The sequence below is a fragment of the Vibrio ostreae genome, from assembly GCF_019226825.1.
GTDB lineage: Bacteria > Pseudomonadota > Gammaproteobacteria > Enterobacterales > Vibrionaceae > Vibrio > Vibrio ostreae.
In genome coordinates, this window is record NZ_CP076642.1 from 530075 (window position 1) to 545186 (window position 15112).

Annotated in this window: 15 protein-coding genes and 1 pseudogene; 6 read left to right on the forward strand and 10 right to left on the reverse strand. The window is 49.5% G+C overall.

The genetic code is table 11. The annotated features are described in order from the left end of the window. Positions 1-100 precede the first annotated feature (100 nt). Positions 101-625, forward strand: a complete 525-nt coding sequence (locus KNV97_RS02370) for a hypothetical protein (protein ID WP_136487665.1) — start codon at positions 101-103, stop codon at positions 623-625. 184 nt (positions 626-809) lie between these two features. Here the strand turns inward: KNV97_RS02370 and luxQ are convergent, their stop codons facing one another. The 4 genes from luxQ to KNV97_RS02390 form a co-directional block, all read right to left on the reverse strand. Then, a complete protein-coding gene (gene luxQ, locus KNV97_RS02375; protein WP_136487664.1) occupies positions 810-3398 on the reverse strand; it encodes a quorum-sensing autoinducer 2 sensor kinase/phosphatase LuxQ in 2589 nt (862 codons plus the stop codon). A gap of 19 nt (positions 3399-3417) precedes the next feature. Further along, positions 3418-4512 carry an autoinducer 2-binding periplasmic protein LuxP gene (locus KNV97_RS02380; protein ID WP_218562033.1) on the reverse strand — a complete coding sequence of 365 codons (1095 nt, stop codon included), beginning with the start codon at positions 4510-4512 and terminating at the stop codon, positions 3418-3420. A 410-nt stretch (positions 4513-4922) separates the two neighbouring features. Then, positions 4923-5222 (reverse strand): GIY-YIG nuclease family protein, encoded by a 300-nt coding sequence (locus tag KNV97_RS02385; RefSeq protein ID WP_168797065.1) that lies wholly within the window; start codon positions 5220-5222, stop codon positions 4923-4925. After that, positions 5222-5860, reverse strand: coding sequence for a YceH family protein (locus tag KNV97_RS02390; RefSeq protein WP_218562034.1), 639 nt, complete (start codon positions 5858-5860; stop codon positions 5222-5224). The genes KNV97_RS02385 and KNV97_RS02390 overlap by 1 nt, the downstream gene beginning before the upstream one ends. A 476-nt stretch (positions 5861-6336) precedes the next feature. On the opposite strand from KNV97_RS02390, the gene KNV97_RS02395 reads away from it, so the two are divergent. Then, a complete protein-coding gene (locus tag KNV97_RS02395) occupies positions 6337-6654 on the forward strand; it encodes a DUF496 family protein (protein ID WP_136487659.1) in 318 nt (105 codons plus the stop codon). A 137-nt stretch (positions 6655-6791) separates the two neighbouring features. Here the strand turns inward: KNV97_RS02395 and glpK are convergent, their stop codons facing one another. Together glpK and KNV97_RS02405 are read right to left on the reverse strand one after the other, a co-directional pair. After that, positions 6792-8330, reverse strand: coding sequence for a glycerol kinase GlpK (gene glpK / locus KNV97_RS02400; protein ID WP_218562035.1), 1539 nt, complete (start codon positions 8328-8330; stop codon positions 6792-6794). A gap of 192 nt (positions 8331-8522) precedes the next feature. Then, positions 8523-9617 carry a ketoacyl-ACP synthase III gene (locus KNV97_RS02405; RefSeq protein ID WP_218562036.1) on the reverse strand — a complete coding sequence of 365 codons (1095 nt, stop codon included), beginning with the start codon at positions 9615-9617 and terminating at the stop codon, positions 8523-8525. 234 nt (positions 9618-9851) lie between these two features. On the opposite strand from KNV97_RS02405, the gene trxC reads away from it, so the two are divergent. Then, entirely contained in the window at positions 9852-10286 is a 435-nt protein-coding gene (gene trxC, locus KNV97_RS02410) for a thioredoxin TrxC (RefSeq protein ID WP_218562037.1), read from the forward strand. 194 nt (positions 10287-10480) lie between these two features. Beyond that, positions 10481-11635, forward strand: a complete 1155-nt coding sequence (locus KNV97_RS02415) for an MFS transporter (protein ID WP_218562038.1) — start codon at positions 10481-10483, stop codon at positions 11633-11635. Between the two features lie 79 nt (positions 11636-11714). Here KNV97_RS02415 and KNV97_RS22300 read toward each other — a convergent pair. Next, positions 11715-11840: pseudogene (locus KNV97_RS22300) on the reverse strand (nitrous oxide-stimulated promoter family protein); the annotation flags it as partial. A gap of 94 nt (positions 11841-11934) precedes the next feature. Between KNV97_RS22300 and KNV97_RS02420 the strand changes: the two are divergent. Next, positions 11935-12138, forward strand: coding sequence for a DUF2986 domain-containing protein (locus KNV97_RS02420; protein ID WP_136487654.1), 204 nt, complete (start codon positions 11935-11937; stop codon positions 12136-12138). On the opposite strand, the gene KNV97_RS02425 is transcribed toward KNV97_RS02420, so the two are convergent. Beyond that, on the reverse strand, positions 12127-12600 hold the full coding sequence (locus tag KNV97_RS02425; protein WP_136487653.1) for a LabA-like NYN domain-containing protein: 474 nt from the start codon (positions 12598-12600) through the stop codon (positions 12127-12129). The genes KNV97_RS02420 and KNV97_RS02425 overlap by 12 nt on opposite strands. Before the next feature lie 149 nt (positions 12601-12749). Here KNV97_RS02425 and KNV97_RS02430 point away from each other — a divergent pair, with 149 nt between their 5' ends. Continuing rightward, entirely contained in the window at positions 12750-13187 is a 438-nt protein-coding gene (locus KNV97_RS02430) for a DUF4174 domain-containing protein (RefSeq protein WP_136487652.1), read from the forward strand. 30 nt (positions 13188-13217) lie between these two features. Here KNV97_RS02430 and cobA read toward each other — a convergent pair whose 3' ends face one another. Together cobA and KNV97_RS02440 are read right to left on the reverse strand one after the other, a co-directional pair. After that, positions 13218-13979, reverse strand: a complete 762-nt coding sequence (gene cobA, locus KNV97_RS02435) for a uroporphyrinogen-III C-methyltransferase (RefSeq protein ID WP_136487651.1) — start codon at positions 13977-13979, stop codon at positions 13218-13220. Positions 13980-14172: 193 nt separating this feature from the next. After that, positions 14173-15021 (reverse strand): formate/nitrite transporter family protein, encoded by an 849-nt coding sequence (locus KNV97_RS02440; protein WP_218562039.1) that lies wholly within the window; start codon positions 15019-15021, stop codon positions 14173-14175. Positions 15022-15112 lie beyond the last annotated feature (91 nt).

A 15112-nucleotide genomic window follows, 5' to 3' on the forward strand; every position in this document is an offset into this window, starting at 1 on the left:
TCCAGTTTGTACAATATTCATCCGCTACGCTATTGATTTATCGCATGATTTGGCCTGTAATTTGCCTGCCTTTTTAAATTTCCATTTTAGGACTCAAGTCATGATAAAAAGAACATGTCTGGCCGGTCTGGTGGCATTTGCCACTGCCCTGCCAACAACGGCGTTGGCGAACAACTTTAACTACAACTTTTTAGAACTGCGCACTGGCGTGAGTCCGGAATCATTTGGCGGAGAATTCAGCACATTTTTCACTGAAAACACGCATTTAGTCGCGCGAATTGATTCTCGCATGGAAGGAGACTGGGATGCTGCGGGCGGCATTGGTTTCAACGGCCCGATTAATGCGTTCGCCGACATCTATGGCCAGTTTCTCGCGCACCATCTCCGTGGTAATGGCGACGAGAACCACAATACTGACGTCGTCATGGAGTTAAACGTAGGCTCACGCCTGTGGCTGACCAATCAGTTGGAAGTACACGGACGCATTGGCCGGACTGAAGAGCACTCTATTATCATCGCTGGTGTGCGTTTCCATTCCACGCAACAAATGTCGCTGAACGCTGAAGCGCGAAATGCAGGAGTGTGGGGCCCGCAATTCAGTATGGGTGTCCGTTTTCAGTTTTAATTCATCGATCAGGTTGAACATATAGATCATGTTGAATACATTGAACATAGAGATCATATCGCTGTCACTAAGCCCTGCTTTGCATTGTCGATACAGCTAAAAAATGGAATATAATCAAATGTACAATTTGAAGAAGCCATTGAACTTTCTGACCAGCTGAAAATGTCTCTGTTCGAAAAGTTGTTCAGGAATAATTCTTTTTAACCGGCGCGTTATACCCTGAACGATTGAGCTGGAAATTCACCAGTGCCTGATGCAGGGTATCTTCTTTGATCGGTTTTACAATTACGTACTCGGCGCCCGCCTGCATAAACGCTTCTTGTGTCTCCAGCATTCCATCCGCAGTACAGGCATAAACCGGGATCGGTAACCCCATTTCATGTTTGATGATCCGGGTAGCATCGACCCCGTCCAGATAAGGCAGTTGGTTATCCATCAGAATCATATCGTAATGCTGCTGTTTGACCCTCTCTATCGCTTTGAGGCCATCGGTCACCCACTCCACATTCATGCCGTATTTATTACAAAAAGCCTTGGCAATGAAGGCGTTGGTATGGTTATCTTCCACCATCAATACCTGAACAGTATCGTCGAAAAGATCATAGCGGGATTTACCAACCTGGGTGTCAGCTTCCCGCACTTCATTGGCAACAATCTCTACCGGTAATTCGATATCAAAACGGGTGCCGACGCCAAACTGAGAAGAAACCTCAATGCTGCCGCCCAGCATTTCAATCAGACTGTGAACAATAGTGAGCCCCAGGCCGCTACCGCCATATTCGCGGGTATTGGTCGACTCCGCCTGCACAAAAGGTTCGAAAATAGCAGCCAGATCCTGATCGCGTATCCCAATACCGGTATCGAGCACGACAATTTTCAGCTTGGTCGGTGACACATCCTGATTCAGCTCAAGCTGAACGGAGATAGAACCATCATGGGTGAACTTCACCGCATTGTTGAGCAGGTTAAACAGCACCTGATTTAAGCGAACCTGATCGCCATTGATGAAAATGTCTTCATCAATATTACTCTCAAGTTGCAGTTCCAGCTGTTTCTCTCTGCATAGCGGCCCGTAGATTCTTTCAATCGCTGAAACCACATCAACCAGCCGGAAATCCACTTTTTGAATACGAAACTTGCCTTGTTCAATCTTGGAAAAGTCGAGGATGTCGTTCAGTACCGCCAGCAAATGTTCACCACTACTGCACAGAACGTTGACCTGCTCCGCTTGTTCTTTTGATTTCACCGTGCGTTTCAGTAACTGAGATACACCGAGAATGCCGTTAAGCGGCGTGCGCAATTCATGGCTCATCTTGGCCAGAAAATCGGCTCGTACTCGCGCGGTCTCTTCTGCTTCATTGCGGGCAATGCGGCTCTGTTTTTCTGCCTCAGCAATCGTAGTGACATCCTGGCCCTGAGTAATGATGGACTCGACCCGATTCTCCACAATAATCGGCGACAGGTTCCACAAGAAAACCCGACCGTCGACTTCGGTGTTCACCTCATTGAGGATTTCACCTCGTGCGGCCAGCTTTATCTGTGGTACCAGTTGTGCCTTTAACACATTGAACAGAGACAACTGATTAGCATCCTTTGGCCTGAAGTGAGACTCAGCAGCCGGATTCATCCGGATCATCTCACCATCGCTGGTCCACAAAATGGTCGGAGATAAAGCGAAAGTAAACAGATCCTCAAATTGCTTTTCCTGCTGTGACAAACGCTGGAAAGTGTGTTCCAACGTGCGGCCAAAATGGTCAAATTCGTAAATTTTAGAACCGGGAAAGAATCCGTCCAAACCGCGCTCAGCAACGTTGTGGGTATAGGTCATCAAGCCTTCAATTTCAGATTCAATACGACGTTGCAACCACCAGCGAATTAGCATAGAGACCGCGATCATCGCCACCAGAGCAAAAATCATCCAGAAATAGTAGTTGTCGCGTAAGCTCAGCGCATTTTGATTGCTCTGTACCGAATACACCTCAAGATAAGTAGGCACACCTTCGACATCTAGTACCGCTTTACTGACCATGTTTTTATCGTACAGCCCTTCACTCAGGCCATCTTCAATCACATCAAACGCCGAGTAGGACTCGTCCCCGTTGAGAGTTGACGCTAAAACTTCAGAGCCAACAGCCAGAATTAAATTCTGTGAATTGCTGCTATCACGAATGGTTTCAATCAGGGCAAAATTATTGTTAAGCACTATGCTAACAAACAGAAAGCCTATCACTTCACCTGTCGTACTGTTGACGACGGGCGAGCGACGTACTAACAAATAAGTCATACCCAGTAAAGACGGGGTCTGCACCAAATGCCAATTGTTACTCACCGAGACCCGACGGATAATTTTATTCATTTCTCGGCTTTGAATGCCGTAAAACTGGGCGTTACCGTCTTCCCAGACCAACTCTTTCAAATCAGTGATAAAACGGATGTCCGGAGTATTACTCAACTCCAGTTGGTCCACGCTGAGAAAATACTGATCAAGTGCAGCGCCAGAATCGCTGCTTAACGCATCAATAAAACTGCTGTTTTTAGCACTACTGTCCTGGTGAATCTGCAACGTAGCAAGACGGTAATTAAACAGATTCTGGATCAAGCTCGCGGTCTGGGTAGCACTGCGTGCCACTTCCTGTGAGATTAACCGGCTGCTGATTTGATAGCTTTGGAACAGCACAGCCAGCGTGAGGGCGCCCAGCACCGCCACGATGGCACGACTGATAAAGGTCGCAATTCTTCTTTTCTGTTTTACTGTACTGGACCGGATGTTCACTCAGTGTTCCTTGGGCTAATTAACGATCGGAATACCGAAACGCACGTTGTTTGAATAAGCTGATCTGCTGCTTATCATCATGAGAAACGAGCTCAAAATCGCCGGAAAAGACCGTCGGGACAGCCAGCCCTTCGAGATCACGTTTAATCACTTCGGCCATCGCTATACCAGTATCATCATTCATGCGCATAATGGTGACATCCAAAGTGCCTTCCTCCAGCGCCTGCAGCTCTGCCGAACCGCCGCCCCAGCCGTTCACCATAATGTCGTTCCGGTTGAGTTCTTTCAGGGCCTTCACCGCCCCCAAAGCCACATCTGTCGAACAGGCGTAGATGAATTTAATATCGGGATCATTTTTGACAATATTCAGAGCAGCCTCATAACCGCTCTCTTCTGTCGCCTTGGTGTAATACGATGAAGCAAGATGATAATCACCGCTGCGCTCCATATTCTCAATAAAGGTATCACCACGCGCATCGCTCACATAGCCCTCGGAGAAATACAGTACAGAATACTTGCTGCCTTTGGGAACATGCTCACGATAATAATGGGCCAGTTGCAGTGCACCCATTTCATGATCAAAGCCAACATACATCATTGGCTGTCTGCCGTCCCAGTCGCGGACTGGCGTCGTAATATTTTGCAGGATCAACTTAGTTGGCGAAGAACTTAGTACATGTTCAATAAACTTTCGGTGCCGTGTCGTATCCAGGGTAAAAATTAAATAGTCAGAATTGTTTTTTAACGCTTCCATCAGAGAGAGACTTTGCTGACGTGTGTCCAGATTTGGCCGGGTAAAGACCTGATTGATCTGATATTCAATCCCCAGTTCTTCCATACGCATTTCGAACGCTTTTATATTGCGAACCCAATAGTCTGAAACCTGCTGGCCGGGAAAAACAACGGAAATGGATACGGGCTTTTGTTGTTCCCCTGCCATTGCAACTGGTGCCTGGCGAACGGCGCGTGACAACTGATCAGTCAACTGCTTTTGCTGTGGGTTAGCATTTAAGAATTCCTGATAATGCCAGTATCCGCTCAACAATTGAGATGAATAGGACGTAGCTACCGGGGTGAAACCAAGTAAAAAAGAGAGAAAGAGCGCCTTCTTCATTCCACACATTCCGCCTGTTGGTTGATAATCACACCATCAACGCATTGTTGAGACGTGCTTGTTTACAAAGCAGCGCCGTAATATCAGCAAATCAATATTGCCTGAGAATTATTAAGCATACAGCGTACAATTAACAGCTTGCACGGCAAATAAAGCATGAATTTTTTATGCAAGTGATTAAATTAACAACATTTTCTTGGTTGTATATACAATAAATAATCTAAGTTATAACTGTTTCCTATTTCTGAAACAGTGCTGTGTTTGCAAAACCGCTTGCGAGGGCACAGATAACTGTCATTGAGTACAGCCCCTAACTACCCCTACAAAAACAGCAGTTATATCAATAATATGGACACAACTTAATCATAGACAGAGTGTCTGACATCAACAAGGCAGGAAAATCAGCGGGATCACAAAACCAGCGACAAACGGGAATCATCCATTATCAGGCGCTCTTTCTGTGCTTTGGTTAGCTGTTTTATTTTATATTCCAGACGCAGTGCTTCGCCCTTTAATGGGCCAAGTTCATATTGCCAGGCCAGGGTTAATGGCCCTTTACCCCGTAACGCTTTCGCCCCCTGCCCTTTCTCATGCTGACTGAAGCGTCGCTCCACATCAGTGGTGATACCACAGTAAAGGGCGTTGGAGGAAGTCCGAATCAGATACACCCACCAATTCGGACTTGAATTTTCACTGCTCACGAGCGTCATCAGGCCAAAGCTTGTTCAACCAGAGCACGCAATTCCGCAACTTCTTCACGCAGTGTCGCCACTTCCTGCTCCAGTGCTTCAATCTGTGAGTTGGCCGCTGGAGCGACAGATGCGCTTAGCAGAGATTCTAAATCGACTTCTCCACAAAACAGGTGCTGGTAACGAGATTCACGTTTACCCGGTTCACGCGGCAGTTTGACCACCAAGTCACGTTGCGCCAAGGCATCCAACACTGCCTCGGTCTGCTTTACATCAGAAAAAGAACAAAGACGGTTAGTTCGGGTACGTAATTCGCCCGGAGTCTGGGCACCGCGCAGTAACAGGCAACATACCAGGCCGAGCTCTTGTTCACCCAGCTTCAAATCACCAAACTCAGTGTTACAAAAACGGTGCTGATACTTAGGCGTACGACTGTTAAAACCACTTTCATCGCTGACTAAACGGCGACTGATCAACCCTTCAACCGTATCTTGTACTTCTGCATCAGATAATGACAAGACAGGCTCACGATTACTTTTCTGATTGCAGGCCGTGGTTAAACTATTGAGCGTCAGCGGGTAATGATCCGGCGTGGTTATTTCTTTTTCTATCAAGCAACCGATAACGCGTGCTTCAAGGGGAGATAGTTCTTGATTCATTGTTCTTTTCCTTAATTATTATTGTTACGGCTCACTGCCGAACTCACGTTCTTAGTGCTCAGGCGATAGGGACATGCGCAGAATACGCCCGTTTTCATCCATCACAATCACTTTAGAACGATGTAATTCTATATTCGTCAATTCCTGCTTGTGACGTTCTCGTATATAAGCTTGACCTAGTTTAGCCCGTTGAGAGTCTACCCGCTGCTCTATCGGAACAGGCTGCGCTTTCGTGCTGGGGGCTGACTCTTCGCTTGGGGGAACAATAATCTCTGAAGGCTGCATAATCGATCATAGGTTCATCATTATTGAATCCATGTTATAGCGTATTTTCAGGCATGTACAATCCACCCGTATATCGAGTGGTGATTTATTAGTCAAGGCGTTGTCATGTTTGATCTAAAGGCTGTTATGAGCTGGGATGTTATGCTTTAATCAGCCACAGTTGCTTTAATTCATTTTAGGGAAAGGGACCTATGAACAGCGTATTTGAAATTGTGAGTCTGGCTCGCCGTAAAAACAAACTCAAGCGTGAACTGTTGGATAACGAAAAGAAAGTTCGTGACAACCGTAAGCGTGTTGACTTGCTTGAGAACCTGGTTGACTACATCAAGCCAGACATGACTCAGGAAGAGATCATCGAAATCGTGAAAAACATGAAAGCGGACTACGAAGACCGTGTTGATGACCACATCATCAAGAGCGCGGAAATCTCCAAAGAGCGCCGTGAAATCAGCCGTCGCATCCGCGACCTGACCGAGCAGGACAAACTGGCCACTCAGGGTAAGAAATAATCCTGTCCTGAGCTAAGTTATCTATTGCACAAACCCGCCGCCCGGCGGGTTTGTTATTTTACCGACGCCGTTTCTGATAGACGCCCATTTGGGCGTACAGATCAGTTTTGGCTCACACGTTAGTTTTGGCTCATACATTAGCGTTCTTGGTCATCCTGATGTAATTCCGACCAGGCGCGGGCGCACTGGATAGCACGTTTCCAACCACGGTAGCGCCGTTGACGCTTAGCTTCATCATGATACGGCTCGAAGCAGCGCTCGATTGCGGCTTTACGCTGCAACGCTCCCAGACTTTGCCAATACCCGACTGCTAATCCGGCCAGATAGGCAGCACCCTGTGCGGTCACTTCCGTTTCGACCGGCCGCTCAACCCTGGTATCGAGAACATCCGCCTGGAATTGCATTAAAAAGTTGTTGGCAACCGCGCCGCCATCGACCCGTAACGCTGCAAGACGCATGTTAGAATCGGCCTGCATCGCATCCAGTACATCACGGGTCTGGTAGGCAATACTTTCCAGCGTGGCACGAATCAGGTGACTGGCATTCGTCCCCCGCGTCAATCCGACGACGGTTCCCCGCGCGTACGGGTCCCAATAGGGCGCGCCCAGTCCGGTAAATGCGGGCACAACATAAACCCCCTCAGACGATTCCACTTTGGTGGCGAAGTATTCGGAATCCTTTGCATCGCTCAGTAACTTCAGCTCATCGCGCAGCCACTGAATTGCTGCTCCGCCCATGAAAACGGAGCCTTCCAGCGCGTAACACGGCTTTCCATCCGGACCGCACGCGAGAGTGGTCAGTAATCCGTTGTCTGAGCAGACTTTTTGCTGGCCGGTATTCATCAGCAGAAAACAGCCGGTACCGTAAGTATTTTTGGCATCACCAGGGTTCACACATAAGTGTCCAAACAGCGCTGCCTGCTGATCACCGGCAATACCAGCAATCGGAATACGGGTTCCACCTTCGCCACCAATATTGGTCTGGCCGTAAATCGCCGATGACGCTTTCACTTCCGGCATCATCGCGGCAGGAATGGAGAACAACTCAAGCAGCGACTCGTCCCAGCACAACTGGTTAATGTTGAACAGCATGGTACGGGAGGCATTGGTGTAGTCCGTCGCATGGACTCTGCCCTGAGTCATTTTCCACACCAGCCAGCTATCGACTGTGCCAAACAGCAGTTTGCCCTGCTCTGCAGCATGCCGGGCCCCGGGCACATTATCCAGAATCCATTTAATTTTGCTGGCAGAGAAATAAGGATCCAGCACTAAGCCGGTTTTAGCGCGTATATCACTTTCCAACTGCTGAGCTTTCATCGCGGCGCACATATCCGCGGTCCGGCGACACTGCCAGACAATCGCATTATAAACTGGCTTGCCGGTTTCCTTATTCCAGACAATCGTAGTTTCACGCTGATTGGTGATGCCGATAGCCGCCACATCATCGCTGCGGATCCCGGCTTTACCCAGGGCTTCAATCAAGGTTGCGCTTTGCGTGGCGTAGATTTCCATTGGATCATGTTCAACCCAGCCAGGGTGAGGATAAATTTGGCTGAACTGGCGTTGTGCGACGCTGACAATATTAGCATCGTGATCCAGTACCACCGCCCTGGAGCTGGTTGTTCCCTGATCCAGAGCGACGATGAAGTTTGGTCCGGCTGATTTAGGCTTGGTCATAAACACCCCTGACACTGCTGCTACGGTTCTTTTGAGCATATGCCATATTCCGCCCATCAGCTGAATCAATCTGGACTGAATCAAGGTGCGACAAAATGATTGCGGTACTGAATTCACGTCATGCTGAAGCAATAAAATGAAATCAAAATGAAGGATCGCTGGCCCCGCAGCCAGCGAGTGAAGACGTGCGATTTATACCTGCAGAGCCGCGTGGTGCTGACAATGTTCAATCGCCGCCTGCAGCAGTTCTAACGCGGTTTTTTCCGATGGCGGCAGCTCGCCATCACTGAGCCCCAACGGTGTCGTGCGCTCGCCCCATTTGATATAACCCGCCCCCCAGGTCAGGCCTGCTCCGAACGCAGCCAGCAGCAGATTATCGCCTGCTTTTATCCGGCCTTGTTGCAATGCCTCGCACAGCGCAATCGGTACAGTAGCCGCTGACGTATTACCATAGCGCTGAATGTTAACGAAAGCTTTACTCTGTTCAATGCCCGACAGTTCGCACAATGTCTGGATAATGCGGATATTCGCCTGATGGGGAATGACCACATCAATATCATCTTTCGACAGACCGCTTTGTGCCAGCACACTCTTGGCCGCTGCGCCCATGCCTTTCACCGCGCGCTTAAAAATTTCCTGACCAACAAACTCAAACGCCCAGAAGCCGTTCTGCTCATCAAAACGATCCATGGCCGTACCAAACTCAGGCACCGCCAGAATGTCGCGGCCGGCGGCATCACAACCAATCTTGGCATCCTGTAGCCCGACCGATTGCTCGGTGCGACTGAGCGTCACAGCACCGGCACCATCGCCAAACAGCACCGCGGTATCGCGTTTAGTCCAGTCGAGGTAAAAAGACAGACGTTCTGCGCCTATCACTAATGCGTGCTGATAATTACCAGCCTGAATAAGCCGCGTCGCGGTTTCCAGGCCGTAGACAAAGCCGGTACACGCGGCGTTGAGATCAAACGCAGCAGCACTGCGAATGCCGAGATTCTGTTGTACTTTGGACGCGATATTAGGAATCAGCGAATCCGGTGAACAGGTCGCGACAATAATCAGATCGATGTCAGCGGCATTAAGCCCGGCACAAGCCAGTGCGTGGCGCGCCGCAACGGTGGCCAGTTCAGAGGTATTCACATGGCTGATTCGGCGCTGTTCAATGCCGGTGCGACTGCGAATCCACTCGTCATTGGTATCAAGAAAGGTACTGAGGTCGTCATTGGAGAGCGTTGCCGGGGGCAGACATTTCCCCCAGCCAGTAATGTCCGCATAAAACTTAGTCATGGTCATCCTGTTTTTTTGTTGTTGTTATCATTGTAATCATGCGACCTGCCCCAACATTTGACTCATCAACTGCGATAATGACAAGACACATGCAGGTCAGAGCATGGCAAATGTTCAATACGGCCGGAATCGAATAAGGTTCGCATATCGCATCAATGCAAGAAAGTATACGCCGATTTGGCTGCCAAGGCGAAATCACCGGGGTGACCCGGGCGTCACATTTGAGAGGAAGTTATGACCACATTTAATACTCGCTGTCCCGCATGCCATGCGATGAACCGCGTTCCAGAAACCCGTATTTCAGAAAACCCGAGCTGCGGCAAATGCCAGGCCTCGCTGCTGGACGGCGCTCCGCTTGAAGGTACTATCGCTAACTTCAGCGCCCTGCTTACCAGCGATGTGCCTGTCGTAGTCGACTTCTGGGCTCCCTGGTGTAACCCGTGTGTTGGCTTCGCACCGGTATTTTCCGATGTGGCTGAAGAGCGCAAAGGAGAGGTTCGCTTTGTCAAAATCGATACCGAAAGTCAGCAGCAGTTAGCCGCGCAATTTCAGATCCGAAGCATCCCGACCATCATGGTGTTCAAAAAGGGGCAAAGGGTCGATATGATCAACGGTGCGTTGCCAAAATCGCAATTTGAACAATGGCTGAACCAAGCGTTAGTTAAGTAACTTATTCCTATAAATTTAGCTAAAAGTTGGTGTTTTATGCTAGAGAACACCAACTTTACTTCCCTTTTGCTAAATGACTCCTTGATAAAATTTATTAATCGTCAAGATCACAATTTTTCATTTTACCTTTCAAATCATAAGTTTCATATTCGCCGCGAAATCCCCCTGTTCCTGCTTATTTTCGAGGCTACTCCGTGAGTACTTCTGCTGTTTCTGTCCAACGAATTTCTGTACCAGTGATCGCCCTGTCACTGTATGCGGTTGCATCCGGCTACCTGATGAGTCTTATCCCTCTTATGCTTTCTGATTATGGGCTTGAAGCATCTCTGGCCAGCTGGATGGCCAGCGTATTCTATGCAGGTTTACTGCTGGGTGCGGTGATTATGGAACCGTTTGTTAACCGTCTCGGGCACCGTCTGGCGTTCCTGGGCTGTCTGGCAGTACTGATTATTTCGATTGTTGCGCTACCGGTGTTGCCGTATGCCGCAGCATGGCTTGTTGCTCGCTTTGTCGCCGGCGTTGCCGTTGCGGGCGTCTTCGTGGTCGTTGAGTCCTGGTTACTGCATGGTAACGAATCTGGCCGTGCCAAACGTCTGGGCATTTACATGGCGGCTCTGTACGGCGGCACTGCAATCGGTCAGCTTGGTATCGGTGTACTGGGCGTTTCCGGTGGTGTTCCTTTCTTTGCCATTATCACACTGCTGGTTATGGCATCGGTGGTACTGATTTACGGTAAAACCGATCAGCCACAGACACAGCACGGTGTCAGCCTGTCATGGAAACAAATTTTTAAACTCAGCCACGCGGCGATTATCGGCTGTCTGGTGTCTGGCCTGACACTGGGTGCAATTTACGGCCTGATGCCGGTCGAGTTGGCAAAACGTGGTATCAGCCATAGCCATATTGGCACATTAATGGCGTTGATCATTCTGGGTGCAATGGCAGTCCAGCCAATGGTGCCATGGATGTCAAAATTCATGGGACGTAAATTACTGATGGCTTTGTTCAGCTTAGTCGGTGCCGGTGCTACGGTTTTACCACTGATCAATCCGGGCGCAGACATGTTAGCGATGGGTTTATTCCTGCTCGGCATGGCAACTTTTGCTATCTATCCGATTGCGATTAACCTCGGCTGTGACAAGCTTGACGCAAGCTACATTGTCTCTGCAACTCAGGTGATGCTGTTTAGTTACAGTATTGGGTCGGTACTGGGTCCGGTCCTGGCCGACAGCTTTATGCAAGATACGCAAGGTCTGCTGGGTTACCTGTTCGTTATCCTGCTGGCAACTTGTATATACATGCTGATGTCGAGTGTAAAAACCAAGCGCCAATGGGTGGCCGGAGAATAAGACAGCTTGGCGGCGAATAAAGTCAGCCAAAGCTCAACGACTCTAAAAAGATGAAGGCAAGCCACGCGGCTTGTCTTTGTTATTTCTGCGCTTGTCTGAGAAGGCGGTTAGACTGTTCTCTGGGCGGTTTATCTGGAACGGGTTTGCGCTCATGCAACAAGTGCCGGATGGCCAGCAGCGGATGCGGCAGCAACATTGTCCCGCCATTGCCGCCAGTAAATAACCACTCGGTACAGTTGAGCTTCACATCGAAAACCAGTAAGCTCCGCACCTCAACACCTAGACTCACAGAGCCTGAGATGAACCGTAAAAAACGCATTAACCAGATTTTAAAAACCAAACTGAAAAAACAGAACGCTAAGCTGCATAACAGCAACAAGCCGCGCTACATTTCCAAAGCGGAGCGCGCCAAACTTGAAGCCGAACAGGCACAAGGTGAGCAAGCAGCACAAGCGCCTGAGCAGCAAGAGAGCGCAGTGACCGAGCCTCAGTCAGAGCAGTAAGTCACCCTCGATAGCCACGTAGTGGTTGGCGGCATCAATCAGACTTTTAGCCGTCAACCCCGGCACACCGTATACCTCGACTTCTTTCCCGTATTTGTCCTGAATACGTTTAACCAGAATATCGAAATCCCCGTCACCGGAGACCAGCACGATTGTGTCTACTTCGGCTGCCAGTTCAATCGCATCCAGTGTGATCCCTACATCCCAGTCGCCTTTGGCACTGCCGTCAGAACGCTGAATGAAAGGTTTAAGCTGCACCTCAAAACCGATACCACGCAGAATGTGATGAAACTGACGCTGGCGGCTGTCGTTGGAGGCTATGGCATAGGCGTTGGCCTGATGAACCTTGCGTCCCCGAGTCACGCTCTGCCAAAAGTGATTATAGTCAAAGTGCTGCTGATAACGTGACTTGCAGGTGTAGTAAACGTTCTGAACGTCAACCAGAATGGCGATGGTTTGCATAGTTTATGTCTGCTTTAAGTGAACTTAACCGTGCCCTGCGCGTAAAAACGTGCAGCAAGGGCTGGCTTATGTGTGGAAGGAAGACCTTAACACATTCAGCCCATGGAATCCTTAGCCATTCACTGCCCCGGCAGCACAGGAGGTAAACCATGAAATCTGCGCTACTTGCTGTTGTTGTGCTTATTGTCCCTGTTGTTGCTCAGGCTTACCCACTTTATTCTAATCAGTGGACTCATCGCAGTGTGCTCTACTTTGCCCCCACTCAGGATCACTACGTGCGCCAGTTCTTAGTAGAAACTCTGATGCACCAGTGCGAACTGACAGAGCGTGACGTTGTCACCATAGTCATCACTGAAGATGGTTTCAGCCAGCCTGAGTGGCTGAAACATGAGTTTGACCTCAATGATATTCTGCTCGCTTACCGTGTGTCCCCTGGCCAGCACACCGCTGTTTTGGTTGGCAAAGACGGCAGCGAAAAAATGCGCTGGGGAAAAACCACGGACTGGGACGCTCTCAAGCAAACCATTGATGCTATGCCCATGCGGCGGCAGGAGATGGCACGCTCATCCAGCCGCTGTCAGATTTAGCGATCGTATTCAGCTTTCATATCTATCTGGTTATTCACCAAACCAGGCCAGTTTGTCGTGCAGAGCGGTCACGCTGCCAACCACGATTAATGCCGGGCTCTGCGCCTGGACCGCCAACTCAGACAACTGAGCTAATTCACCTCGCAATACCCGCTGCTGTGGCGTGGTGCCTTTCTCTATAATCGCACACTGAGTGTCCTTCGCCAGGCCGCCGCTGATCAGTTGCTCGGCGATGTGCGGGCTCTGCTTGAGCCCCATATAAAACACCAGGGTTTGATTACTTTGCGCTAAGGCTTGCCAGTTAATTGGGGATCCATCTTGTTGCAAATGCCCGGTGATGAACTGGACACTTTGCGCGTGCTCGCGATGAGTGAGCGGAATACCGGCATAGGCCGTTGCGCCCGCTGCCGCCGTAATTCCAGGCACCACTTCATAGGCGATGTGATGATCTGCCAGTACTTCCAGCTCTTCACCACCGCGACCAAAAATAAATGAATCGCCGCCTTTCAGACGCACCACATGTAATCCTTGCCGCGCTTTATCTACCAGAATCTGGTTGATTTGCTGCTGGGGAACACAATGAAAATCGAGCTGCTTACCCACATAAATGCGCTCTGCCTGGGCCGGCGCTAAGTCCAGGATGGCCTGCGAAACCAGACGGTCATACACCACAACCTGCGCTTGTTGAATAACTCGCAGTCCTTTCACTGTCAACAAATCCGGGTCACCGGGTCCGGCACCGACCAGAGAAACAAAACCACAAGATTGCGGATAAGATTGAGTCACGCTCATCGTTAAAACCTACCGGGTAAATTCAATTATCAAAAGTCACTGATGCCGACGCACCACCCTGATGACCTTTTATAATTAAACTGATGTAAAACATTGGACTGCAATGCCACAAACTAGCCTGCAACGCCTCAAGACGACCTAAAACAGCAGCAGAGAGGAGCAGGCCGTGCTCACACGCAGAGCCTGCAGCGGATTATTTAGCACTCAATACCGGTTGCGCGCTATGTTCAGTTTCATCATCCAGCTTAGGTGCGGTTTTGGCGTGGGTCAGGTAAAGAGGAAGGCAGGTAAACAGCAGACCACCAATCATATTACCCAGAATAGTCGGCACCAGGTTGAAATTCAGCCAGGTCGCGATGCCAAAATCGGCGCCCAGTAACATGCCGAGCGGGAACAGGAACATATTCACCACAGCGTGTTCAAATACCAGAGCGAAGAAGATAAAAATCGGCAGCCACATGGCGACAATTTTACCCGCCACTGAACGAGAGGTCATATTACCAATCACGCCCAGACACACCATCAGGTTACATAAAATACCGCGCACAAAACAGGTGAGCCAGCCATCAGCACCCAGATTTTCGAACCCGATGGTACGAGCTGTGGCGACTGCGATAAATTTCTGACCCACCGCATTCGGCTCAACACTGAAGTTCATGGTCAGCGAGAGTGCAATCAGGCTCGCAACAATCAGAGAGCCAATCAGGTTACCCAAACCGACCAGGCCCCAGCAGCGCAGCACCCGTCCCCAGGTGACTCCCGGGCGGTTATCCAGTTTTGCTAAAGGTGCCAGCCCAAACACGCCTGTCACCAGGTCATAGCCCATCAGGCTCAGAATACAAAAGCCGACCGGGAACACCAATGCCCCGACAATACCCAGACCGGTTTGAGTAATAGTAGTGATGGCAACAACGACCGCCAGAGACAAAATGATACCGGCCATCATGCCGCGCAATATCAGATCCCGGGTGCCGGTTTTGATTTTTGCTTCGCCGACATCAACCATGGTTTGAACAATTTCTGCAGGTTTCAGTGCTGACATAGAGGAATCCCCATCGAAAAGTTAAATTGAAAAAATTGAAGATTGAACAGGTAAAGGGATCAGAGATACAAATCCTTTGCCTGTGCAATCT

Bases quoted from the DNA above. Each gene is read 5' to 3' on its own strand.
- KNV97_RS02370 (WP_136487665.1), top strand. From the start codon at position 101: ATGATAAAAAGAACATGTCTGGCCGGTCTGGTGGCATTTGCCACTGCC.
- KNV97_RS02380 (WP_218562033.1), bottom strand. From the start codon at position 4,512: ATGAAGAAGGCGCTCTTTCTCTCTTTTTTACTTGGTTTCACCCCGGTA.
- KNV97_RS02385 (WP_168797065.1), bottom strand. From the start codon at position 5,222: ATGACGCTCGTGAGCAGTGAAAATTCAAGTCCGAATTGGTGGGTGTAT.
- KNV97_RS02390 (WP_218562034.1), bottom strand. From the start codon at position 5,860: ATGAATCAAGAACTATCTCCCCTTGAAGCACGCGTTATCGGTTGCTTG.
- KNV97_RS02395 (WP_136487659.1), top strand. From the start codon at position 6,337: ATGAACAGCGTATTTGAAATTGTGAGTCTGGCTCGCCGTAAAAACAAA.
- glpK (WP_218562035.1), bottom strand. From the start codon at position 8,330: ATGACCAAGCCTAAATCAGCCGGACCAAACTTCATCGTCGCTCTGGAT.
- KNV97_RS02405 (WP_218562036.1), bottom strand. From the start codon at position 9,617: ATGACTAAGTTTTATGCGGACATTACTGGCTGGGGGAAATGTCTGCCC.
- trxC (WP_218562037.1), top strand. From the start codon at position 9,852: ATGACCACATTTAATACTCGCTGTCCCGCATGCCATGCGATGAACCGC.
- KNV97_RS02420 (WP_136487654.1), top strand. From the start codon at position 11,935: ATGAACCGTAAAAAACGCATTAACCAGATTTTAAAAACCAAACTGAAA.
- KNV97_RS02425 (WP_136487653.1), bottom strand. From the start codon at position 12,600: ATGCAAACCATCGCCATTCTGGTTGACGTTCAGAACGTTTACTACACC.
- KNV97_RS02430 (WP_136487652.1), top strand. From the start codon at position 12,750: ATGAAATCTGCGCTACTTGCTGTTGTTGTGCTTATTGTCCCTGTTGTT.
- cobA (WP_136487651.1), bottom strand. From the start codon at position 13,979: ATGAGCGTGACTCAATCTTATCCGCAATCTTGTGGTTTTGTTTCTCTG.
- KNV97_RS02440 (WP_218562039.1), bottom strand. From the start codon at position 15,021: ATGTCAGCACTGAAACCTGCAGAAATTGTTCAAACCATGGTTGATGTC.